This window comes from Citrobacter sp. CK188, from assembly GCF_030333525.1.
GTDB lineage: Bacteria > Pseudomonadota > Gammaproteobacteria > Enterobacterales > Enterobacteriaceae > Citrobacter_B > Citrobacter_B koseri.
This window is the reverse complement of record NZ_JAOWFU010000038.1, coordinates 109,682-133,010: the sequence shown is the minus strand read 5'-3', so window position 1 is coordinate 133,010 and position 23,329 is coordinate 109,682. Positions and strand designations below refer to the sequence as shown.

19 protein-coding genes and 1 pseudogene are annotated in these 23,329 nt (G+C 54.5%); 9 read left to right on the top strand and 11 right to left on the bottom strand.

What is annotated here, in order from left to right; all coding sequences use genetic code 11:
• Positions 1 to 120: 120 nt before the first annotated feature.
• On the bottom strand, positions 121 to 228 hold the full coding sequence (locus OGV67_RS22210) for a hypothetical protein (RefSeq protein WP_418222314.1): 108 nt from the start codon (positions 226 to 228) through the stop codon (positions 121 to 123).
• 383 nt (positions 229 to 611) lie between these two features.
• Here OGV67_RS22210 and sdhC point away from each other — a divergent pair, with 383 nt between their 5' ends.
• The 9 genes and pseudogenes from sdhC to OGV67_RS21075 all read left to right on the top strand — a co-directional run bounded on the left by sdhC (position 612) and on the right by OGV67_RS21075 (position 11,848).
• Positions 612 to 1,016: a succinate dehydrogenase cytochrome b556 subunit gene (gene sdhC / locus OGV67_RS21115; RefSeq protein ID WP_047458089.1), complete on the top strand. Its 405-nt coding sequence runs from the start codon at positions 612 to 614 to the stop codon at positions 1,014 to 1,016.
• Positions 1,010 to 1,357: a succinate dehydrogenase membrane anchor subunit gene (sdhD, locus tag OGV67_RS21110; protein ID WP_012133278.1), complete on the top strand. Its 348-nt coding sequence runs from the start codon at positions 1,010 to 1,012 to the stop codon at positions 1,355 to 1,357. The genes sdhC and sdhD overlap by 7 nt, the downstream gene beginning before the upstream one ends.
• Positions 1,357 to 3,123: pseudogene (sdhA, locus tag OGV67_RS21105) on the top strand (succinate dehydrogenase flavoprotein subunit). The gene sdhD and the pseudogene sdhA overlap by 1 nt, the downstream one beginning before the upstream one ends.
• A gap of 15 nt (positions 3,124 to 3,138) precedes the next feature.
• The gene (sdhB, locus tag OGV67_RS21100; RefSeq protein ID WP_049011591.1) at positions 3,139 to 3,855 is read left to right on the top strand and encodes a succinate dehydrogenase iron-sulfur subunit SdhB; all 717 of its coding nucleotides are present in this window, start codon (positions 3,139 to 3,141) and stop codon (positions 3,853 to 3,855) included.
• Between the two features lie 293 nt (positions 3,856 to 4,148).
• Complete coding sequence (gene sucA / locus OGV67_RS21095) at positions 4,149 to 6,950, top strand: 2-oxoglutarate dehydrogenase E1 component (RefSeq protein WP_012133275.1); 2,802 nt, start codon at positions 4,149 to 4,151, stop codon at positions 6,948 to 6,950.
• Positions 6,951 to 6,964: 14 nt separating this feature from the next.
• Entirely contained in the window at positions 6,965 to 8,185 is a 1,221-nt protein-coding gene (gene odhB, locus OGV67_RS21090; RefSeq protein WP_200003509.1) for a 2-oxoglutarate dehydrogenase complex dihydrolipoyllysine-residue succinyltransferase, read from the top strand.
• 129 nt (positions 8,186 to 8,314) lie between these two features.
• Positions 8,315 to 9,481: an ADP-forming succinate--CoA ligase subunit beta gene (gene sucC, locus OGV67_RS21085; RefSeq protein ID WP_012133271.1), complete on the top strand. Its 1,167-nt coding sequence runs from the start codon at positions 8,315 to 8,317 to the stop codon at positions 9,479 to 9,481.
• Positions 9,481 to 10,350: a succinate--CoA ligase subunit alpha gene (sucD, locus tag OGV67_RS21080; protein WP_012133270.1), complete on the top strand. Its 870-nt coding sequence runs from the start codon at positions 9,481 to 9,483 to the stop codon at positions 10,348 to 10,350. Before sucC ends, sucD begins: the two co-directional genes overlap by 1 nt.
• Before the next feature lie 589 nt (positions 10,351 to 10,939).
• Positions 10,940 to 11,848, top strand: a complete 909-nt coding sequence (locus OGV67_RS21075) for a LysR family transcriptional regulator (protein WP_024130527.1) — start codon at positions 10,940 to 10,942, stop codon at positions 11,846 to 11,848.
• Positions 11,849 to 12,028: 180 nt separating this feature from the next.
• On the opposite strand, the gene cobO is transcribed toward OGV67_RS21075, so the two are convergent.
• From cobO to OGV67_RS21025, 10 genes are all read right to left on the bottom strand, one after another.
• Positions 12,029 to 12,631, bottom strand: coding sequence for a cob(I)yrinic acid a,c-diamide adenosyltransferase (gene cobO, locus OGV67_RS21070; protein WP_012133266.1), 603 nt, complete (start codon positions 12,629 to 12,631; stop codon positions 12,029 to 12,031).
• A gap of 9 nt (positions 12,632 to 12,640) precedes the next feature.
• Positions 12,641 to 14,293, bottom strand: coding sequence for a class I fumarate hydratase (locus OGV67_RS21065; RefSeq protein ID WP_071259700.1), 1,653 nt, complete (start codon positions 14,291 to 14,293; stop codon positions 12,641 to 12,643).
• 108 nt (positions 14,294 to 14,401) lie between these two features.
• A complete protein-coding gene (locus OGV67_RS21060; protein WP_012133264.1) occupies positions 14,402 to 15,709 on the bottom strand; it encodes a dicarboxylate/amino acid:cation symporter in 1,308 nt (435 codons plus the stop codon).
• A 167-nt stretch (positions 15,710 to 15,876) separates the two neighbouring features.
• Positions 15,877 to 16,194: a DUF4387 domain-containing protein gene (locus tag OGV67_RS21055; protein ID WP_012133262.1), complete on the bottom strand. Its 318-nt coding sequence runs from the start codon at positions 16,192 to 16,194 to the stop codon at positions 15,877 to 15,879.
• Positions 16,191 to 17,561 (bottom strand): acyclic terpene utilization AtuA family protein, encoded by a 1,371-nt coding sequence (locus OGV67_RS21050; protein ID WP_047458076.1) that lies wholly within the window; start codon positions 17,559 to 17,561, stop codon positions 16,191 to 16,193. The genes OGV67_RS21055 and OGV67_RS21050 overlap by 4 nt, the downstream gene beginning before the upstream one ends.
• A gap of 3 nt (positions 17,562 to 17,564) precedes the next feature.
• A complete protein-coding gene (locus OGV67_RS21045) occupies positions 17,565 to 18,806 on the bottom strand; it encodes a methylaspartate ammonia-lyase (protein WP_012133260.1) in 1,242 nt (413 codons plus the stop codon).
• A complete protein-coding gene (locus OGV67_RS21040; RefSeq protein ID WP_012133259.1) occupies positions 18,806 to 20,251 on the bottom strand; it encodes a methylaspartate mutase subunit E in 1,446 nt (481 codons plus the stop codon). The genes OGV67_RS21045 and OGV67_RS21040 overlap by 1 nt, the downstream gene beginning before the upstream one ends.
• 18 nt (positions 20,252 to 20,269) lie before the next feature.
• The gene (glmL, locus tag OGV67_RS21035; protein WP_012133258.1) at positions 20,270 to 21,658 is read right to left on the bottom strand and encodes a methylaspartate mutase accessory protein GlmL; all 1,389 of its coding nucleotides are present in this window, start codon (positions 21,656 to 21,658) and stop codon (positions 20,270 to 20,272) included.
• A complete protein-coding gene (glmS, locus tag OGV67_RS21030) occupies positions 21,658 to 22,107 on the bottom strand; it encodes a methylaspartate mutase subunit S (protein ID WP_012133257.1) in 450 nt (149 codons plus the stop codon). The genes glmL and glmS overlap by 1 nt, the downstream gene beginning before the upstream one ends.
• A 490-nt stretch (positions 22,108 to 22,597) precedes the next feature.
• Complete coding sequence (locus tag OGV67_RS21025) at positions 22,598 to 23,317, bottom strand: GntR family transcriptional regulator (protein ID WP_115614953.1); 720 nt, start codon at positions 23,315 to 23,317, stop codon at positions 22,598 to 22,600.
• Positions 23,318 to 23,329 lie beyond the last annotated feature (12 nt).

Below are 23,329 nucleotides of genomic sequence, written 5' to 3'. Positions count from 1 at the left end.
TTGGCTCGCCGCTCTGCGAAAGAGGAGAAAACCAGGGTACAGAGCAATGGGCGCTTGCAGGTAAAAACAGTTAACTTATGGCGAATTAGCAACAAATCAACAACTTAGCAATCCGAATTATTAAACCTGACTATCACTAATAACTGTCCTGAATAAATTGGTCAATACCGCCACACTGTTACATAACTTATTAGCAGGTGAAAGAGTGACCCCATAACTTTTGCGCATTATATGCCTTTTCTGGTGTTGTTTGTAACAACTTTGTTTAATGTTTGTCAAATCAGATGATTAAAAATTAAATAAATGTTGTTATCGTGACCTATGTCACTGTTCGGGATAAAACCCGACAAACTATATGTAGGTTAATTGTAATGATTTTGTGAACGTCCTATACTGCCGCCAGGTCTCCGGAATACCCTGCAATCCCGAGCCACCCAGCGTTGTAACGTGTCGTTTTAGCAACTGGAAGCAGTGTTTTACATGACGCGCAGTTATAGAAAGGACGCTGTCTGACCCGCAAGCAGACCGGAGGAAGGAAATCCCGTCGTCTTTCTGGCTACAGGTAGATTCACCCTCTGTACCCGAAGTCCAAAGGGAATAATAAGAACAGCATGTGGGCGTTATTCATGATAAGAAATGTGAAAAAACAAAGACCTGTCAATCTGGATCTGACAACGATCCGGTTCCCAATCACGGCGATAGCGTCCATTCTCCATCGCGTTTCTGGAGTGATCACCTTCGTGGCGGTCGGGATTCTGTTGTGGTTATTGGGCACCAGCCTCTCTTCCCCTGAAGGATTCCAGCAGGCATCCGCCATCATGGGGAGCTTCTTTGTTAAATTTATTATGTGGGGCATCCTCACCGCGCTGGCGTATCACGTCGTGGTCGGTATTCGTCACATGATGATGGATTTTGGCTATCTGGAAGAAACATTCGAAGCGGGTAAACGCTCAGCCAAAATCTCTTTTGTTATTACTGTCGTGCTTTCACTTCTCGCAGGAGTCCTCGTATGGTAAGCAACGCCTCCGCATTAGGACGCAATGGCGTACATGACTTCATCCTGGTCCGTGCTACCGCTATCGTTCTGACCCTCTACATCGTTTATATGGTGGGCTTTTTCGCAATAAGCGGCGAGCTGACCTTTGATGTCTGGAGCGGTTTCTTCTCATCGGCATTCACCAAAGTCTTCACCCTGCTGGCACTTTTCTCCATCTTGATTCATGCCTGGATTGGCATGTGGCAGGTGTTGACCGACTACGTTAAACCTCTGGCCCTGCGCCTTGTGCTACAGCTGGCAATCGTTGTTGCGCTGGTGGTTTACGTCATTTATGGATTTGTTGTGGTGTGGGGTGTGTAATGAAACTGCCAGTCAGAGAATTTGATGCTGTTGTTATTGGCGCAGGCGGCGCAGGTATGCGCGCAGCGCTGCAAATTTCCCAGAGCGGCCAGACCTGTGCGCTGCTCTCCAAAGTCTTCCCAACCCGTTCCCATACCGTATCCGCGCAAGGTGGCATCACCGTGGCGCTCGGTAATACCCATGAAGATAACTGGGAATGGCACATGTACGATACCGTAAAAGGGTCGGACTACATCGGCGACCAGGACGCGATTTAATATATGTGCAAAACCGGCCCGGAAGCGATTCTGGAACTGGAGCACATGGGGCTGCCTTTCTCCCGTCTTGACGATGGCCGTATCTATCAGCGTCCGTTCGGCGGCCAGTCGAAAAACTTCGGCGGCGAACAGGCGGCGCGTACCGCAGCAGCGGCTGACCGTACCGGTCACGCGCTGTTGCACACGCTGTACCAGCAGAACCTGAAAAACCACACCACCATTTTTTCTGAATGGTATGCGCTGGATCTGGTGAAAAACCAGGATGGCGCGGTAGTGGGGTGTACTGCGCTGTGTATCGAAACCGGCGAAGTGGTCTACTTCAAAGCGCGCGCAACCGTGCTGGCGACCGGCGGCGCAGGCCGTATTTACCAGTCCACCACTAACGCTCATATCAACACCGGCGACGGCGTGGGTATGGCGCTGCGTGCCGGTGTTCCGGTGCAGGATATGGAAATGTGGCAGTTCCATCCGACCGGTATTGCGGGCGCGGGCGTGCTGGTGACAGAAGGCTGCCGTGGTGAAGGCGGTTATCTGCTGAATAAACATGGCGAGCGCTTTATGGAGCGCTATGCCCCGAACGCGAAGGACCTGGCCGGTCGTGACGTGGTCGCGCGTTCTATTATGATCGAAATCCGTGAAGGTCGCGGCTGCGACGGCCCGTGGGGGCCGCACGCGAAACTGAAGCTCGACCATTTGGGTAAAGAAGTGCTCGAATCCCGTCTGCCGGGTATCCTCGAATTGTCCCGTACCTTTGCGCACGTTGACCCGGTTAAAGAGCCGATCCCGGTTATCCCAACCTGTCACTACATGATGGGCGGTATCCCGACCAAAGTGACCGGTCAGGCGCTGACCGTGAACGAGCAGGGTGAAGACGTGGTGATTCCTGGCCTGTTCGCGGTGGGTGAGATCGCCTGCGTATCCGTACACGGCGCTAACCGTCTGGGCGGCAACTCGCTGCTTGACCTGGTGGTCTTCGGACGTGCGGCCGGTCTGCATTTGCAGGAGTCCATTGCCGAGCAGGGCGCGCTGCGTGACGCCAGCGAGTCTGACATTGAGGCCTCTCTGGAACGTCTCAACCGCTGGAACAACAACCGTGACGGCGAAGATCCGGTGGTTATCCGTAAAGCGTTGCAGGAATGTATGCAGCACAACTTCTCGGTATTCCGTGAAGGTGACGCGATGGCGAAAGGGCTTGAGCAACTGAAGGTGATCCGCGAGCGTCTGAAAAACGCCCGTCTGGATGACACCTCTAGCGAGTTCAACACCCAGCGCGTCGAGTGTCTGGAGCTGGACAACCTGATGGAAACGGCTTACGCAACTGCGGTATCCGCCAACTTCCGTACCGAAAGCCGTGGCGCGCATAGCCGCTTCGACTTCCCGGATCGTGATGATGAAAACTGGCTGTGCCATTCCCTGTATCTGCCAGAGACGGAATCCATGACGCGTCGTAGCGTCAATATGGAACCGAAACTGCGCCCGGCATTCCCGCCGAAGATTCGTACTTACTAATGCGGAGACAGGAAAATGAAACTCGAGTTTTCGATTTATCGCTATAACCCGGATGTTGATGACGCTCCGCGCATGCAGGATTACACCCTGGAAGGCGAAGAAGGGCGTGACATGATGCTGCTGGATGCGCTGATGCAGCTGAAAGAGAAAGATCCCAGCCTCTCTTTCCGTCGCTCATGCCGTGAAGGCGTGTGCGGTTCAGATGGCCTGAACATGAACGGCAAAAACGGCCTGGCGTGTATTACGCCGGTTTCGGCGCTACACCAGCCGGGTAAGAAGATTGTTATCCGTCCGCTGCCTGGTTTACCGGTTATCCGCGATTTGGTGGTAGACATGGGGCAATTCTACGCACAATATGAGAAGATTAAGCCTTACTTATTGAATAATGGGCAAAATCCACCCGCTCGTGAGCATTTACAGATGCCCGAGCAGCGTGAAAAACTCGATGGGCTGTATGAGTGTATTCTTTGTGCGTGCTGTTCAACGTCGTGCCCGTCGTTCTGGTGGAACCCGGATAAGTTTATCGGCCCGGCAGGCCTGTTAGCGGCGTATCGTTTCCTGATCGATAGCCGTGATACCGAGACCGACAGCCGCCTGGAAGGCCTGAGCGATGCATTCAGCGTATTCCGCTGTCATAGCATCATGAACTGCGTCAGTGTATGTCCTAAGGGACTGAACCCGACGCGCGCCATCGGCCATATTAAGTCGATGTTGTTGCAACGCAGTGCGTAAATAATAACGCCGGTAAGCGCAGTAAATGACAGTCCCGTAGGCCGGATAAGGCGTTGGCGTCGCCATCCGGCATATATTGCCCGATGGCGCTACGCTTATCAGGTCTACGGGGCCACCACCGGTTTGAAATGCAGGAAACCTTTAAAAACTGCCCTGATGGTTAGACAGTTTCTAAAGGTTCCTTCGCGAGCCGCTACACAGAGAAGAGCTCGCAAGTGAACCCCGGCACGCACAGCAATGTGCGTGGTAGTATCCACGGCGAAGTAAGCATACAGAATGCTTAAGGGATCACGATGCAGAACAGCGCTTTGAAAGCCTGGTTGGACTCTTCTTACCTCTCTGGCGCAAACCAGAGCTGGATAGAACAGCTCTATGAAGACTTCTTAACCGATCCTGACTCGGTAGACGCTAACTGGCGTTCGACGTTCCAGCAGTTACCTGGCACCGGAGTCAAACCGGATCAATTCCATTCAAAAACGCGTGATTATTTCCGTCGTCTGGCGAAGGATGCCTCACGTTACTCTTCTTCGATTTCCGACCCTGACACCAATACGAAGCAGGTCAAAGTCCTGCAACTTATCAACGCTTATCGTTTCCGTGGTCACCAGCATGCGAATCTCGATCCGCTGGGACTGTGGGAGCAAGAAAACGTGGCGGATCTGGACCCCTCTTTCCACGATCTGACAGAGGCCGATTTCCAGGAAAGCTTTAACGTAGGTTCTTTTGCGATTGGCAAAGAGACGATGAAGCTGGGCGAACTTATTTCCGCGCTCAAACAAACATACTGCGGCCCGATTGGCGCCGAGTATATGCACATCACCAGCACCGAGGAGAAACGCTGGATTCAGCAGCGTATCGAATCCGGCCGCGCCGCCTTCAGCGCGGAAGAGAAAAAACGCTTCCTCAACGAACTGACCGCCGCCGAAGGGCTGGAGCGTTATCTGGGGGCGAAATTCCCGGGGGCGAAACGCTTCTCGCTGGAAGGCGGCGATGCGTTAATCCCGATGCTCAAAGAGATGATCCGTCATGCGGGCAACAGCGGCACCCGCGAAGTGGTGCTGGGTATGGCGCACCGTGGTCGTCTGAACGTGCTGGTCAACGTGCTGGGTAAAAAACCGCAGGATCTGTTCGACGAATTTGCGGGCAAACATAAAGAACACCTCGGCACCGGCGACGTGAAGTACCACATGGGCTTCTCGTCTGATATCGAAACCGAAGGCGGTCTGGTTCACCTGGCGCTGGCGTTTAACCCGTCGCACCTGGAAATCGTCAGCCCGGTAGTGATCGGTTCCGTGCGCGCCCGTCTGGATCGTCTGGATGAGCCGAGCAGCAATAAAGTGCTGCCAATCACCATTCACGGCGACGCCGCAGTGACGGGCCAGGGCGTGGTTCAGGAAACCCTGAACATGTCCAAAGCGCGTGGTTACGAAGTGGGCGGTACGGTGCGTATCGTCATCAACAACCAGGTGGGCTTTACCACCTCCAACCCGCTGGATGCGCGTTCCACCCCATACTGCACCGACATCGGCAAGATGGTTCAGGCGCCGATTTTCCACGTTAACGCGGATGACCCGGAAGCGGTGGCTTTCGTTACCCGTCTGGCGCTGGACTTCCGTAACACCTTTAAACGCGATGTCTTCATCGATCTGGTGTGCTACCGCCGTCACGGCCATAACGAAGCCGACGAGCCGAGCGCAACCCAGCCGCTGATGTACCAGAAAATCAAAAAGCATCCGACGCCGCGTAAACTCTACGCCGACAAGCTGGAAGCGGACAAGGTCGCTACGCTGGAAGACGCCACTGAAATGGTCAACCTCTACCGCGATGCGCTGGATGCAGGCGAATGCGTGGTGAAAGAGTGGCGTCCGATGAACATGCACTCCTTTACCTGGTCGCCGTACCTCAACCATGAATGGGATGAGAGCTACCCGAATAAGGTGGAAATGAAGCGTTTGCAGGAACTGGCTAAACGCATCAGCACGGTGCCGGAAGCGGTAGAAATGCAGTCGCGCGTCGCCAAAATTTACGGCGATCGTCAGTCGATGGCCGCTGGCGAGAAGCTGTTCGACTGGGGCGGCGCGGAAACGCTGGCCTACGCCACGCTGGTTGATGAGGGGATTCCGGTGCGTCTGTCCGGTGAGGACTCCGGTCGTGGCACCTTCTTCCACCGTCATGCGGTGATTCATAACCAGGCAAATGGTTCCACGTATACGCCGTTGCAGCACATTCATAACGGTCAGGGCACCTTCCGCGTCTGGGACTCCGTCCTGTCTGAAGAAGCGGTGCTGGCGTTCGAATACGGCTATGCGACCGCTGAACCGCGCACCCTGACCATCTGGGAAGCGCAGTTCGGCGACTTCGCCAACGGCGCGCAGGTGGTGATCGATCAGTTCATCTCCTCCGGCGAGCAGAAATGGGGGCGGATGTGCGGTCTGGTGATGCTGCTGCCGCACGGCTACGAAGGGCAGGGGCCGGAGCACTCCTCCGCGCGTCTGGAACGTTATCTGCAACTTTGCGCTGAGCAGAACATGCAGGTTTGCGTCCCGTCCACCCCGGCGCAGGTTTACCACATGCTGCGTCGTCAGGCGCTGCGCGGTATGCGCCGTCCGCTGGTTGTTATGTCGCCGAAGTCGCTGCTGCGTCATCCGCTGGCGGTCTCCAGCCTGGACGAACTGGCCAACGGCGCCTTCCAGCCAGCGATTGGCGAGGTTGATGAGCTCGATCCGCAAGGCGTGAAGCGCGTGGTGATGTGTTCTGGTAAGGTTTATTACGACCTGCTGGAACAACGTCGTAAAAACGATCAGAAAGATGTCGCCATTGTGCGCATTGAACAGCTCTACCCGTTCCCGCACAAAGCGGTTCAGGAAGCGCTGAAACCGTACGCCCACGTACATGATTTTGTCTGGTGCCAGGAAGAGCCGCTCAACCAGGGCGCATGGTACTGTAGTCAGCATCATTTCCGTGAAGTGATTCCATTTGGGTCTGCTCTGCGTTACGCAGGTCGCCCGGCCTCCGCCTCTCCGGCGGTAGGGTATCTGTCCGTTCACCAGAAACAGCAACAAGATCTGGTTAATGACGCGCTGAACGTCGATTAATTAAAGGATAAATAATGAGTAGCGTAGATATTCTTGTTCCCGACCTGCCTGAGTCCGTAGCGGACGCAACCGTTGCGACCTGGCACAAAAAACCGGGCGATAGTGTCCAGCGTGATGAAGTGCTGGTAGAAATCGAAACTGACAAAGTGGTACTGGAAGTACCGGCATCGGCTGACGGCATTCTGGATGCGGTTCTGGAAGATGAAGGTACGACGGTAACGTCTCGCCAGATCCTGGGGCGCCTGCGTGAAGGCAACAGCTCCGGTAAAGAGACCAGCGCCAAATCTGAAGAGAAAGCGTCTACACCGGCGCAGCGCCAGCAGGCGTCGCTATCCGAGCAGAACAACGATGCCCTCAGCCCGGCGATCCGCCGTCTGTTGGGTGAACACAACCTCGACGCCAGCGCCATCAAAGGCACGGGCGTAGGCGGTCGCATCACGCGCGAAGATGTGGAAAAACATCTGGCGAAGGCACCGGCGAAAGCGGAAGCCAAAGCGCCGGAAGCCGCGCCTGCCGCACAGCTTGCGCTTGGCGCTCGCAGTGAAAAACGCGTCCCGATGACCCGTCTGCGCAAGCGCGTAGCCGAGCGTCTGCTGGAAGCGAAAAACTCCACCGCGATGCTGACCACGTTCAACGAAGTCAACATGAAGCCAATCATGGATCTGCGTAAGCAGTACGGCGACGCGTTTGAAAAACGTCACGGCATTCGTCTGGGCTTCATGTCCTTCTACGTGAAAGCGGTGGTTGAAGCGCTGAAACGCTACCCGGAAGTGAACGCCTCCATTGATGGCGACGACGTGGTGTATCACAACTACTTCGACGTCAGCATGGCGGTTTCCACGCCGCGTGGTCTGGTAACGCCGGTACTGCGTGATGTCGATACCCTCGGCATGGCGGATATCGAGAAGAAAATCAAAGAACTGGCCGTGAAAGGGCGTGACGGTAAGCTGACGGTGGACGATCTGACCGGCGGTAATTTCACCATCACCAACGGTGGCGTGTTCGGCTCGCTGATGTCTACCCCGATCATCAACCCGCCGCAGAGCGCAATCCTCGGCATGCATGCGATCAAAGATCGTCCGATGGCGGTAGATGGCAAGGTTGAGATCCTGCCGATGATGTACCTGGCGCTGTCTTACGATCACCGTCTGATCGATGGTCGTGAATCAGTGGGCTTCCTGGTCGCCATTAAAGAGCTGCTGGAAGATCCGACGCGTCTGCTGCTGGACGTGTAGTCACTTTTTAGTGTCACCTGCCCTGTAGGCCGGATAAGGCGCTGGTGAGATGCCTGATGGCGACGCAGCCGCGTCTTATCGGGCCTACAGGTTTAAAGATAACGATTACCTGAAGGATGGACAGAACACATGAACTTACATGAATATCAGGCAAAACAACTTTTTGCCCGCTATGGCTTACCGGCGCCGGTGGGTTATGCCTGTACTACTCCGCGTGAAGCAGAAGAAGCCGCTTCAAAAATCGGCGCGGGTCCGTGGGTAGTAAAATGTCAGGTTCACGCAGGCGGCCGTGGCAAAGCGGGCGGTGTGAAGGTTGTTAACAGCAAAGAAGAGATTCGCGCGTTTGCGGAACACTGGCTGGGTAAACGCCTCGTGACCTACCAGACAGACGCTAACGGTCAACCGGTCAACCAGATTCTGGTTGAAGCGGCGACCGATATCGATAAAGAGCTGTATCTTGGCGCGGTTGTTGACCGTAGTTCTCGCCGCGTGGTCTTTATGGCCTCCACCGAAGGCGGCGTGGAAATCGAAAAAGTGGCGGAAGAGACCCCGCACCTGATCCACAAAATCGCCCTCGATCCGCTGGCGGGCCCAATGCCGTATCAGGGCCGCGAACTGGCGTTCAAACTGGGTCTGGAAGGTAAGCAGGTTCAGCAATTTACGAAGATCTTTATGGGTCTGGCGACCATTTTCCTTGAGCGCGATCTGGCGCTGATCGAAATCAACCCGCTGGTGATCACTAAGCAAGGCGATCTGATCTGTCTCGACGGCAAACTGGGCGCTGACGGCAACGCGCTGTTCCGCCAGCCGGATCTGCGTGAAATGCGCGACCAGTCTCAGGAAGACCCGCGTGAAGCACAGGCGGCGCAGTGGGAACTGAACTACGTGGCGCTGGACGGCAACATCGGCTGCATGGTTAACGGCGCAGGTCTGGCGATGGGCACGATGGACATCGTTAAACTGCACGGCGGCGAACCGGCTAACTTCCTCGACGTAGGCGGCGGCGCGACCAAAGAGCGCGTAACCGAAGCGTTCAAAATCATCCTCTCTGACGACAACGTGAAAGCGGTTCTGGTTAACATCTTCGGCGGCATCGTCCGTTGCGACCTGATTGCCGACGGTATCATCGGCGCGGTAGAAGAAGTGGGTGTTAGCGTACCGGTTGTTGTACGTCTGGAAGGCAACAACGCCGAACTCGGCGCGAAAAAACTGGCTGACAGCGGCCTGAATATTATTGCAGCGAAAAGTCTGACGGATGCAGCTCAGCAGGTTGTTGCCGCAGTGGAGGGGAAATAATGTCTGTTTTAATCGATAAAAACACCAAGGTTATCTGCCAGGGCTTTACCGGTAGCCAGGGGACTTTCCACTCTGAACAGGCGATTGCTTACGGCACGCAGATGGTGGGCGGCGTAACGCCAGGCAAAGGCGGCACCACGCATCTGGGTCTGCCGGTGTTCAATACCGTGCGTGAAGCGGTAGAAGCCACTGGCGCCACCGCAACGGTTATCTACGTTCCGGCGCCGTTCTGCAAAGACTCCATTCTGGAGGCTGTCGACGCGGGCATCAAACTGATTATCACCATCACTGAAGGCATCCCGACGCTGGATATGCTGACCGTGAAAGTCGCGCTTGACGAAGCGGGCGTGCGCATGATCGGCCCGAACTGCCCGGGCGTGATCACCCCTGGCGAGTGCAAAATCGGCATCATGCCGGGCCACATCCACAAGCCGGGCAAAGTGGGCATCGTGTCCCGCTCCGGTACGCTGACCTATGAAGCGGTTAAGCAGACCACTGACTACGGTTTCGGCCAGTCCACCTGTGTGGGCATCGGCGGCGACCCGATCCCGGGCTCTAACTTCATCGATATCCTGAAACTGTTCCAGGAAGATCCGCAGACTGAAGCGATCGTGATGATCGGTGAGATCGGCGGCAGTGCGGAAGAAGAGGCGGCGGCATACATCAAAGAACACGTAACCAAGCCGGTTGTTGGTTACATCGCGGGCGTTACCGCGCCGAAAGGCAAGCGTATGGGTCACGCGGGCGCGATTATCGCGGGTGGTAAAGGTACGGCGGATGAGAAATTCGCCGCGCTGGAAGCCGCAGGCGTGAAAACCGTTCGTAGCCTGGCGGATATCGGCGAAGCGCTGAAAGCCGTAATGAAGTAATTCTCAAAAAGCAGCAATAAGGCCCGACTCCTTCGTGCGACAGGGGAATACCTGAAGCGCGAAGGATGCAGGGCTGGTCCGTTTTCGACATGGTTGGTCACCTTCTGGTGACCTTTTTTTTGCCTGTTTTGCCGCTTAACCGTGTTGAAAATAAGCATCTTGCTGCGGTAAACGTTTACCCGCGCTTATTGTTATTAATATCATCCTGCCAGCAGGTAACGAACAGAAAATTATCAGACACATAAACAGTCGCTTTCTGTTATGCCGCGTGTTAAATCCTCCTTAAATAAACCACAAATAATATTGATTCACCTCGCAACATTTTTTCTCCATAAAACAAGTTAACATGAAAAATTATTAAGAACTTATTAGCACTATTTGCCTGTAATTAACCGCGTTTAAATTGTGTTTATTGTCGGGGTTGAGTATTATTGCTTAATATTTAAACACTGGCAGTGTGCGTAAATCATGGAGTGGATCAATGACATTAGCGGAGAAAATAAAATATAACTCTCGGGGATAATCTGGAGGGGTTGCATTAATTTTTTATAAATTAAACTATTTTTGTACGCTGCATATGGAAGACGTTATGAGAGGAAAGATACCCAAGACCGAATTACTGGTGACTTTTGAAGTGGTGGCGCGTCACGAAAGCTATACCCGGGCAGCAGAAGAGTTGGCGTTGACTCAGAGTGCCGTGTTCCGGCAGGTGAATGCGCTGGAGGATTTTTTACATACCTCGTTATTTAACCATGCCAAAAAGCGAATTTTTTTAAATGCAGCCGGTAAGCATTATCTGAGCATTGTTAAAGAAACACTTAACAAACTTGAACGCGATACCAATACGATAATGACCTGGCAACCCACCGTTCAGGTCATTGAGCTGGCGGTGAACCCAACGTTCAGTACCCACTGGCTGATTCCGAATTTACGTGAATTTAATAAAATAAATCCTGACATTATCGTTAATATTCATTCGCTGGCGAATATTGGCGATTTTCTTAACCGTGAGTATGACGCCGCCATTATGCGGGAAGATTTTTGCTCGCCCTGGTCAGAGGTGGAGTATTTATTTGAAGAGGAAATTTTACCCGTATGCAGTGGCAGCCTTTTACCTCAGCCGAATCAAAAACTGACCGTAGAAGAGTTGCTCAATGAATTTCCCCTTTTGCATCAAAGTACGCGCATCAAAGGCTGGCAGGAATGGTTCGCGCTGTCGGATATCAACAGTCCGCTGGTGAATAAAGGCCCGCGCTTTGATTTATTGTCGATGCTGATTGCCGCCGTGCGTTCTAATCTGGGCGTGGCGCTATTGCCCCGGTTTGCGATCCAGCACGATCTGGATAACGGTGAGATGGTGATTCCCTGCGATGTGCCGATGCGTACAGGGAACCGGTTTATTATGACGTGGCGTGAAGAAAAAGCGGAATCCCGGTATTTACAGATCTTCCGTGACTGGCTGCTGCAAAAATCGGTAATCTCAGCGGTGGAGCGCTGACGCCGGATGCCGGCCAGTGGCCTTATCCGGCCTACAAACGGTGAGAACTGATGCCGGATGGCGGCCGGTGGCCTTATCCGGCCTATAAGCGGTGAGGGCTGCGGCCAATGGCCTTATCCGGCCTACAGGCGGTGAGGACTGTAGGCCTGATAAGCGCAGCGCCATCAGGCAAAGGCGCGGCTACCAGTCTATCCCGGCCTGCGCCTGAATGCCGCTATCGAATGCATGCTTCACCGGGCGGACTTCGCTGACCGTATCGGCGAGTTCCAGTAACTGCGTATGACACCCGCGACCGGTAACGATCACGCTCTGCTGTTCGGGACGATTCACAATCGCGGCGATCACGTCCTGGGTGTCCAGGTAGTGATAAGCCAGCATGTATGTCAGTTCATCCAGCACCACCAGATCGTAACGCGGGTCGGCGAGCATACGCCTGCCTTCCTGCCAGACGGCTTCCGCCGCCTGTATATCCGCTTCCCGGTCCTGCGTCTCCCAGGTAAAACCGGTGCCCATAATGTGAAACTCAACGCCAAGCGGTTGCAGCGTGTTGTATTCACCGTTATCCCACTGACCTTTAATAAATTGCGCGACGCCAACGGTTTTGCCGTGACCGACCGCGCGGGTCGCGGTGCCAAAGGCCGCCGTCGATTTTCCTTTACCGTTCCCGGTGAAAACAATCAGGACTCCTTTCTGTTCCGTGGCCGCTGCCACACGGGTGTCCACCTGTTCTTTCAGTTTTTGCTGCCGCTGGCGGTGCCTGTCAGTATTGGCTCGCGCTTCCATAAATGCTCCTTAATGTCCTGCCGGACAGGTCGCGCAGCGATGTTGCTGCTCAAACTGGCTGAAGAAGTTATTGCCTTTATCATCCACCAGCACAAAGGCGGGCAGGTTTTTGACCTCCATCATCCACACGGCTTCCATCCCCAGTTCGGGATACTCAAGGCAGCGTAAGCTTTTAACGTACTGCTGCGCCAGAAGCGCGGCGGCGCCGCCAATGCTGCCAAGATTGAAGCCGCCATGCTTGTGGCAGGCCTCGGTTACTTGCTGACTGCGGTTGCCTTTCGAAAGCATGATCAAACTGCCGCCCGCCGCCTGGAAGGCGTCAACATAGCCGTCCATGCGTCCGCCGGTGGTCGGGCCGAGCGAGCCGCAGGCCTGTTTTTCCGGCGTTTTGGCTGGCCCCGCGTAATAAACAATGTGATTTTTCATGTAGTCCGGCATCGGTTCGCCGTTATCCAGACGCTCTTTAATTTTGGCGTGCGCGATATCGCGGGCGACGACAATCGGGCCGTTCAGCGACAGTCGGGTGCCGACAGGCAGCGTGGAAAGGTTATGCAGGATCTCGCGCAGCGGACGGTTGAGATCGAGCTGTACGGTCTGGGCGCTGTTTTCCACGCGCAGGGATTCAGGAATAAATTTTCCCGGATTGTGTTCGAGTTTTTCCAGCCAGATGCCGCGTTTGTTGATCTTCGCTTTAATATTGCGGTCGGCAGAGCAGGAGAGCGCCATTGCGATGGGGCAGGAACCGCCGTGACGCGGCAGGCGGATAACGCGGATATCATGAGCGAAATATTTGCCGCCAAACTGTGCTCCGATGCCAAATTCGCGGCTGGCATTGAGCAGGGTTGTTTCCAGCGCCGTGTCGCGAAACGCCTGGCCCAGCTCGTTTCCGCTGGTCGGCAGGGTGTCGTAATATTTGGTTGAGGCCAGCTTCGCCACTTTCAGCGCCTGGTCGGCAGACAATCCGCCAACCACAAAAGCGATATGGTAAGGCGGGCAGGCTGCTGTTCCCAGCGAACGCATTTTTTCGATCAGGAAAGCGGTGAGTTTTTCGGGTTGCAGAATAGATTTGGTTTCCTGAAACAGCGCCGCTTTGTTGGCGGAACCGCCGCCTTTATTGACGAAGAGAAACCGGTATTCGTCACCCGGCGTCGCGCTGATATCAATCTGGGCGGGCAGGTTGGTTTGGGTATTTACCTCGGTGTACATGTCCAGCGGGGCGTTCTGGGAGTAGCGTAAGTTATTTTCCTGGAAAGTGATGTACACGCCTTTGCTCAGGGCTTCGGCATCGTTGCCGCCTGTCCAGACGTGCTGACCTTTGCTCGCCACAATGGTTGCCGTTCCCGTGTCCTGGCAGTTTGGCAGTACGCCTTTCGCCGAGACTTCGGCATTGCGTAACAGTTGCAGCGCGACGTACTTATCATTACTGCTGGCCTGCGGATCGTGCAGGATGCTGGCAATCTGCTTCAGATGCGCGGTGCGCAGGAAAAACGAGGCTTCATAAAATGCCTGTTGGGCCAGCAGAGTCAGCGCTTCAGGCGCGACTTTGATAACCTCTTCACCGTCTAACTCCGTTACCGTAATGTGCTTGTCGCTGAGTAATTCATATTCCGTCGTATCTTTGCTTTGAACAAACGGTTCCTGCCAGACAAATGGTTTAGACATATTAACTTCTCACCTTTAAGTTATTTTTGCCGGACGGCTGTCCGGCCTACAACAATGCGCAAACCGTAGGCCGGATAAGCGTTAGCGCCATCCGGCATCGCTGTGGTATCAGGACATCGCCACTTCTGAGTGTTCGGTTGCCGGGCGCTCCTGTTCCGGGGTTTTGACCGGTGCTTTGCCACGGCAGCCTGCGCCGAAGTGCTCGCCTTCCCAACGACCGACAATCGCCGCCCCCATCGCATTACTCATCACGTTGGTGGCAGAACGGCCCATATCGAGGAACGGATCGACGCCCATCAGCAGGATCAGACCGGCTTCTGGAATGTTGAACTGGTTGAGGGTAGCGGCGATAACCACCATTGACGCACGCGGCACGCCTGCCATTCCTTTGGAGGTCAGCATCAGAATCAGCAGCATGGTGATCTGCTCGCCCATGCTCAGTTCAATGTTGCACGCCTGGGCGATAAACACGGTGGCAAACGAGCAGTAGGCCATTGAGCCGACGAGGTTAAAGGAGTAACCGATAGGCAGTACGAAGCTGGCAATCTTGGAAGAGACGCCAAACTTCTCCAGTTTGTCCAGCGTACCGGGGAAAGCCGCTTCCGAGCTGGACGTGGTAAAGGCCAGCAGCGCGGGTTCGAAGATTGCTTTGGTCAGACGACTGATGCACGGCCCGACAATCATTGTTGACAGGCCAATCAGGATCGCCCACAGCATCCCCAGCGTCAGGTAGAACTCGCCCATGAAGATCCCGGCGCTGACCATCACGCCCAGACCGCGTTCAGCAATCAAACCGGAGATGGCGGCAAAGACGGTCAGCGGCGCAAACAGCATCACGTAACCTGTCAGCTTCAGCATGACGTGCACCAGCGAGTCGAGCACTTTAACGATGGCGGCGCCTTTTTCACCAACAGCGGCCAGGCTGCAACCGAGGAAAATGGAGAACACCACAATTTGCAGGATCTCGTTGCGCGCCATCGCATCGATAATGCTGGTGGGCACGGCGTGCGAGATAAAGACTTTCAGCGTGAAGGGTTCAGACTGCACGGCGGCAACCGCGCCTGCGTCGTGTGCCACAAAGTTAATGCCTGCGCCTGGCTGGAACATATTGACGATGACCAGACCCAACGCAATAGACAATAATGAGGCGCAAATAAACAGGAAAAAGGTTTTAGAGAATATACGCCCCAGCGTTTTGGCATCGCCCATTTTGGCGATCCCCACCACTAATGTTGAAATAACCAGGGGGGCAATAATCATTTTTACCATGCGTAAAAATATGGTGGTAAAAATAGAGATGTCCTGGGCGTACGATTTTGCTGTTTCAGCCGATGCCATATTATTAATGGCCACCCCGGCAATCATGCCGAGTATCAGGCCTAATATGATCATTTTGGTTAAACTTATTTTTTTCATGTTTGCTCCATCGGATAATGGTTGGAGAATAATGTGTAGGGCAGCGCATACCCGAACGAAGACAACCGCTCAGGTACGCGCCTGTTATGACCAACCGCATGAATAATCAGGAAAACAGTGATACAGCAAAATCCTGTATCCTGATGGCTGTTGTTGTATTGTTATGACTACAAGTCGAAGGTAATACTTAATAGCGGCGCGTGTTGCTGCGCGCCATAAACATCATTGTCACCAACGTTGCCGGAAATAATATCGCGCGGCATGACAATTTTTACCGCATTTGCCGGATCAAACCAGACAATGCGATGAATAAAATCAGGCTCGACGTTATATAAACGGGCAATAAGCTGCGGCGTTAATTGTTCCGATGCTTTTACCCGCTGATAGTCTTCCCGGGTTTTAAACAAAATATCTAAAACCAGTTCGTACGGTCCGGCGTTTTTGGAACGAATCACCTGCGCCAGTGAGCAAATAGAGTGTTTCATGCCTGAACTCCTTCCGGCGTCACCTGTTCGAGGTGGAAATCAAATTGCAGCGCGTCGCTCGCTTCAATCAGGTGATAGATTGAAAACTCATACACTGGCCCGCTTTGAATATCGGAAGGCGAGAACGGGAAGGCGAGGTTGCCCGCCGTTGCAATCCGGTTTTCATAGCCGTAGTGCAGGAGGGTGGAACGCACCAGCGAACAGACGCTGTTGGCGATATCCTGCGTCGGCGCGACCACGTCAAGCAATATGCCCAGTTCGTGCCCGGCGCTCTGCATCGGTTCATGATTGCCCATCACCCCGTTCTTACCGTACAGGTGGAATGTCATGCGGATGCTGTCATCATTCAGCGAGAGGTTACGCGCCACGCTGGTCTTCACCTCTTCGAGAATGGTGTCAATGCTGGCAATCATGATCGGGTCGCGGGTCCCGGCGATGGTCAGACAGCGGAAGCCCACCTGACGCGCGCCTTCCAGCTTCAGCGCGTACGGCGTCTCTTCGTGACGGGAACCGCTGACGTAGACCTCGCCCTCGTTGACCGCTTTGAAGCTGCACCCTTTCAGATTCAGCACGCCGCCCGGCCCCGGCAGGTAGTACGGATCGGATTTCTCATACAGGGTGTGCGCCGCCGCAGAGGTTTCGGTGAACTTGCGCTTTGGATTGAACGTTTTGAGCGTAAAGCCGTTATCGTCAATGATCCCCATCGCGCAGTCGGAACCGGAACCCGGCGTCGCGGCGATGGCCGCGCACTCAAGGATCTTGCCGCAGTGCAGCGCCAGACCTTCATCAAAGCCCTGCATGATCGGCAGCGCCGCGAAGCAGGCCGGATCGTAAGCGCGCCCGCCCAGCACCACCTGCGCACCGGCTTTCAGCGCCCGCTGGAAAGGTTCGATGCCCATTTGCGCGACGATATAGGTGCTTTGGTCGATCGCGTCGTGGGTCAGTTCCGGGACGAAATCCAGCGCGGTGATTTTGCCGTTATCCAGCGCCTGGTGAACGATCGCTTTATCAACATCTGACGGGATAAGCGCCATCGAGAACGACAGTTTCTCTTCCTGAGCAATCTCAAGGATTATCTGGCGACACCACTCCAGATGCGGCGCCGCGCCGGAGCCTCCGGCAGTGCCGATCACCACCGGGATGTCGTTTTTTACGCCTGCGGTGATCATATAGCGCAGATCGCGTTTCACTCCCGCCCTGTCGGTAAAGGGTTTCCCTGCCCCCAGGTAGTGGGGGCCAGGATCGGAGGAACCGGCGTCAACGGCGATCAGATCCGGCGACTCCTCCATCGCTTTGCGAAAGCTCTCTTCCGGGAAGCCATAACCCAGAATGGCCGTCGGCGATAAGATCTTAAATGTGCGTGCCATTTCTCAATCCTTTGTCTGCAACAGCGCGATGGTACGGTTCATCTCGTTAAACACGATGTTGAGACCTTCATCGAAGCCCATACCCGGTTTCACCAGCATCCGCATCGGGCGCGCGGCCAGCGCGACATGTACGCAGGTGCGGGCGCTGATCTCGGTTTCGTTACAGGTGCCGCCCTGATAGGCTTCCATCCCGTGTTTGTTGCAATAGAGCACGGCGTCGACGATGTTGTGAATGCCGCCGAGATCCGGGGTTTTGATCTGCACCATGTGGCAACTGCCCGCGTCAGTGAAATCGACGATGTCCTGATAGGTGTTACACCATTCGTCAGCGACAATTTTCACGCCGGAACCGAGGCGGGTCAGCTCTTTGGTGATCGCGGTCAGCAGACGGATCTGATCCGGTTTGTTACCGGCATCCACCGGGCCTTCAATGTACAACGGCAGACCCTGCGCTTCTTTCTCCAGGCTGGCGATGTACTCCGCGCAGCGTACCGGGTCCATATCGAAAATCAGGCCGATGGTGCCGTAGACATCAATATGCAGCGTCGGGTGATAGCGTGGGCTGGTGCGCAGGCTCAGGATGCGATCGGACAGCCAGCGTACATACTCACGCAGTTTCTCGCCCTGAAAGCCCAGTTTCTCTTCCACGTTGTTGATCAGCGCATGCGGCAGCACGTCAACGCCTTTGAGGATCATCTTATCGACGGCGATATAGCGATCGTCGCCGCTCTGACCAAATAACGGAATCGCTTCCGGGACGCACGGCAACTGCCATTCATCGCAAACCACTTCTGCTTTCAGACGACCGGACGCCAGCGCGGTGGCGTCGAGCAGCGCCTGCGACAGGCCGTAACGCACGGCGGTGTGCAGCAGATTGCCGTCAATGCGCAGCTTGTCGAAGAAGCGGGCGTTCGGCAGGAACGCATCGACATCACGACCTTCCAGCAGCGGTTTAATGTGATCGTTCAGGAACGGAATAAAGTGCTCCGCCAGGAACAGCGGGTCACGACCGCCAGCGCCGGAATACTGCACGGCGGCGCAGTCACCGACCGCTACCGCGCCATTTTCCAGAATCAGCTGTACCGAGATGCACTCGCCCGCCTGACGCACAGAGGTAAAGCCGGGCGTGACCGGCGCGCCGGTATAAATGAATCCATCATGACCCGCGCCGTTTTTAATCGCCTGCTGATCGTCGAAATAGAATGAGGAGTAGCCAGCGGTGAAAAGGGCCTGTTTAATTTTCATTATGGTCTTCCTATTAATTGACTGTGGGATACCGCGTTGATGTCATCAACAACCATCTGGAATGAGGGCTTGCGTCCTTCAAAATGGGCGCGCTCAGCGACGTAATCGTGGTGCAGGGCGAGGATATCTTTCGGCAGCGGAACCGCACCGGCTTCAAGGATGCGAATGGCGCCGGAGTTATCGCGAACCGGCAGGATTTTGCCTGCGTTACAGGAGGCCGGGGCGAAAGGTACGTCCAGCACGCCAGCTTCAAAAGCCAGCACCGTGCCGCGCGCCACATCGCCGTTACCCAGCTCAAAGACTTTTTTCAGCACCGCACGGACTTCGCACTTAATCAGTTCGACTTCCTGTTCCACGGCCGCGCACGGCGGGAACTTCTGGTCGCTGACCATATTGAGCATCTGGCGAGAGGCTTTAAGCCCCTGGGCGTTTGCGGCGGCCGTTGGGATACCGAAGGCTTCGTGCGGACTCTTGGTGATCACTTTGGTCGCGCCGGACATACCCGCCACCGCCGCGCCCCAGGAGATAATGGCGAACGCTTTGGATTCATCTTCCGGGAAGCCGCCCATCCACTGGTGGAAGACGGTGCTCAGTTCGTAATCATCAAAGCCGTAGTTCTGGAAATATTCGTGGGACAGTTCGCGCAGCGACTGAATGGCGGCGATATCCTGCGTCAGGCTGCCCACCTGACCATAGCCGACGGTAATCGACTTCACGCCCTGTTCCAGCGCCAGCAGACCTTCGATGATGGCGACCGCGTGGGACATAAACGGCGGGATCAGCGTGCCGGTCAGCGGGCCGAACGGCTCGCGGTTAATACGGATGCCGTGCTCTTCATACATTCCCATCAGACGGTCGCAGTACTGCCAGTCGCGGATTGATTTTTCCAGCGTGACGCGCTTGGCGTAAGGAATGTTGTAGGAGATGCCGCCGCCTTCATAGCTGGTGAAGCCGCTGGCCATCGCGATTTCCGCCAGCAGTCGCGCATCCGGCGTACCGTGACGAACCTGAATGGGTTTTTCCAGCGCTTCCGTCATCCGGCGGCAGGCAGCAACGCCGTGGTTGACAACCGGCAGGCCGTTCAGCTTAGAGGTGCCTGCTTCGATGGATTTTTGAATACCGATCGCCGCTTCTTCGTAACGGTTCAGACGGGTATAGGCATCGATGGTGCTGGGAAGCAGATCGCACTCTTCCTGCAACGTTTTGAGCAGCGCGATGTGTTCATCCATCAGCGCCACGCCCGCGCGCGGCTGGCTGAGCGTTTTGCCTTCCTGATCGGCTTTTAACAGGGCGTGAGAAAAGCGTTTTTTCTCTGGAATGGTTTGCTGATACTTCACGCCATCTTCAAAATTCTCGACGTCCTTGCCGGTATGCCAGGTTTGCAATACCTGATGCCGCTCGGTCATGAATTCGTCATGGGTTAACTTTTTATTTCGGAGTTCCATTCGTAGCTGCCTTAGGTTTTATAGGGTTAAACATTGAATACTGGTGCGAGCGGCGAGCTGCGGGTACAGCCTGGCGACGTTCGCCAGCAGAGGAAGCAAGCCTTTTGAATCGCGGTAATAGTCAAACTGCCCGGGTAAGAGAATGCGTCTGCCGTCATCGTCCAGCTCGCGGTATTTCAACCAGCGATGGATGTCGAACTGACTGGCGCGGGAGAGCCATCCGCCGGAACCGACAACTTTGCGAACGGTGGTGAGGTCGCGCCCCATCTGTAAGTCGACGTTGCCCACGCAGGTGCAGACCTGCTTTTTGGTGCCCGCGTGACGTTCGCTGGCATAACCCACGCACAGCCCTGCCAGCAGGGCGTCGAAGAATTTCTCTTCGTCGCTGCGGGGAAGGTAATCGGGGTGGGACACCAGGTGGCGCAGATAGCCGTAAAACGCCTCCTGACGCTCAGGCTGTTGGGCAAACACGACGTTTACCATCTCCTGGGTGCTTTCTCCGACTACAAGGGCAGAGACGCGCATCCCGAGATCGCCTTCAACGGTGCGTTTGACGAACGGTTCCGGCACGCCATGCAGCACGGTATCGGGAGAGAGCATATTGGCGCAGGCGGAGTACACGTCGGTGGTGGCGCCGCCCATATCGATCAGCATGAACTCTTTCCATGCGCTGTCGATGTCGCTGATGGCTTTAACCAGCTCGTAGACGGTCCACGGCGTTGGCATCGGCTCTTCGCCGGTTTCGCCAACAATCACGTCCAGCCCTTTGCCTTTCACGATGCGGGACAGGAACAGATCGCAAATGGCCTGGCGGGCGGCATACGGATTCGGGTGATCGAGGTCGGGCAGAATGTTGTCTACCGTGGTCAGATCTTTGTGCCCCAGAATGGCCTGTACCTCATCCTGAATGTCACGGTTTCCGGCATAAATAATCGCGCAATCCAGATTTGAGTTCGCCAGCGCGCGCGCATTCGCCAGGCCGTAGCTTTCTTCGCCGCCATCCGTACCGCCGGTAAACAGCAGGATGTCCGGCGGCGAGTTTTCTAACGCCTGGATGTCATGGCGGTTGAGCTTATACGCGTAATATTGCGCGATCTTCGCCCCCGCTGAGTGGGCAGTAACTTTTGCGGATTCCAGCGTGATAGACGGCACCAGCCCCATAGCGGCGACGGCGAGCCCGCCTTTTGCCGATGAGGAGTATTTCAACTGCACTTCGCCGCTTTTCAGCAACGGACGAGCATCGGCGACATTCAGCACCTGATTCAGACTGGCAAAAAAACCGTCTGCCAGATGGTATGTGGTGGTTGGCGTCAGGACATGGTTCACCAGGGTTAACGCATCCCCCTCCCTGGCGAAGAGGGCGGCTTTGGTCCATGTCGAGCCGATATCGACAGAGACGATTTGCATCAGATGGCCTCTTCAAGGCAGCGCTGTTCAACACCATGACGCGGGTTAATGTCCCCGGCCATTAACCGGCACACATCTTCCAGATCATGACTTGGCGCAAAGACGCGGTTAAAGCCCATCTCTTTAAACTTCGCTTCCACGTCGGCAAAGTCATGTTTACCCACCACCAGATTGCCGCCGACATAGAGCAGAATGTCACCAATACCGCGTTCGATGCAGCGTTCACGTAAACCGAGGCAGTCGATATCGCCGTGGCCGTAAATGGATGACACGACAATCGCATCGGCGCCGGTTTCGATTGCGGCATCAATATATTCATCCTGGCTTACCATGACCCCCAGATTGATTACGCGAAAATCATGGGCAGTAAAAACGCGATCCAAAACTTTATTGCCTACTGCATGGCAGTCAGCACCAATGACGCCAATAACAAGTGTTGATTTTTTCATGAGTAATCCTCTGTAGAGCTGATGAACAAAAGGTAAGAGTCTTCGTTTAATATTGCGCACTCAGGTTTCTGCAACCTTTTAATAGTCATGGAGTGTCTGTGCAGGCGGGAAGGGATGCAATTGATCTATTTTCAAAATATCTTTCTTAAAACTAATGTTCTTAATTAATCATTGGAATGGTGTTTGTTATCAATGAGTTATTATTGATTGTCCAGCTCTGGTTAATTTAATTGGAACAGGGGGTTAATAAATAATATGCTGTGTTTGTGATCGCGGTCTTATTTATTTTTGCAAACGGTTATTGAGAGATAAATATAATACAAAGGCAAAACTGTGAGTTAAATAACGGAACAGAAATGGATGTTTCTATAGGAACACGGTTCATTGTTAATGAAAGGATAAATATGATAATAATTTGTTCTTTCTTACCGGGCGGATTATTTGTGAGCCCGGTAGCATATTGTCACAATACCGTGAACAGAAAACATGATCAGCGCTGTTTTCTGCGCGCGATCAACGTAAATTTATAATCATCGGTATTAAACGCATTACGGCTATATTCAAATACCTGACCGTCTTTCAAAAATCCGCGGGAGACTTTCTCCAGGATCGGTTTGTTTGCGCTGATCGCCAGCGTGCGGCTCATTTCTTCGGTTGGCATGATTGGGATCAGCTCCTGCTCGCTGCGATCAATGACCATCTGCTTCACCTCTTCAATAAAGTGATACTTGGAATTTTCCATCACCTGCCAGGTCAGGTCGGGAAAGAGCGTCAGCGGCATCCATGTCTCTTCGAGGGCGACGGGTTTTTGCTTAATGTAACGCACGCGTTTTACGTGCCAGACCCGGTTGTTCTCCGCCAGTTGTAACTGGTTGCGCAGAAAGTCGTCCGCCGGGATCACTTCAAAAACCAAAACGTCACTGTGGGTGTCAACATGGCGATCGGCGAGTTTTTCGTAAAAGCTGGTTAACTGGTAAATATCGTAATTGACCCGCTCTTCTTTCACATAGGTCCCGCTGCCCTGAATGCTTTCGATGATCTGCTGTTCGGTCAGTTGCTTGAGCGCCTGGCGTACCGTGACCCGGCTCACGCCAAACGCATGCTGCAATGCCTGCTCGGTGGGTAACGCGTCGCCTGCTTTCAGTTCGCCACGTTCAATCTGCTCGCGGATTCGGTCAGCAATCTGTCGGTATAACGGTTTTTGGCTCATCTTTTTACTTTT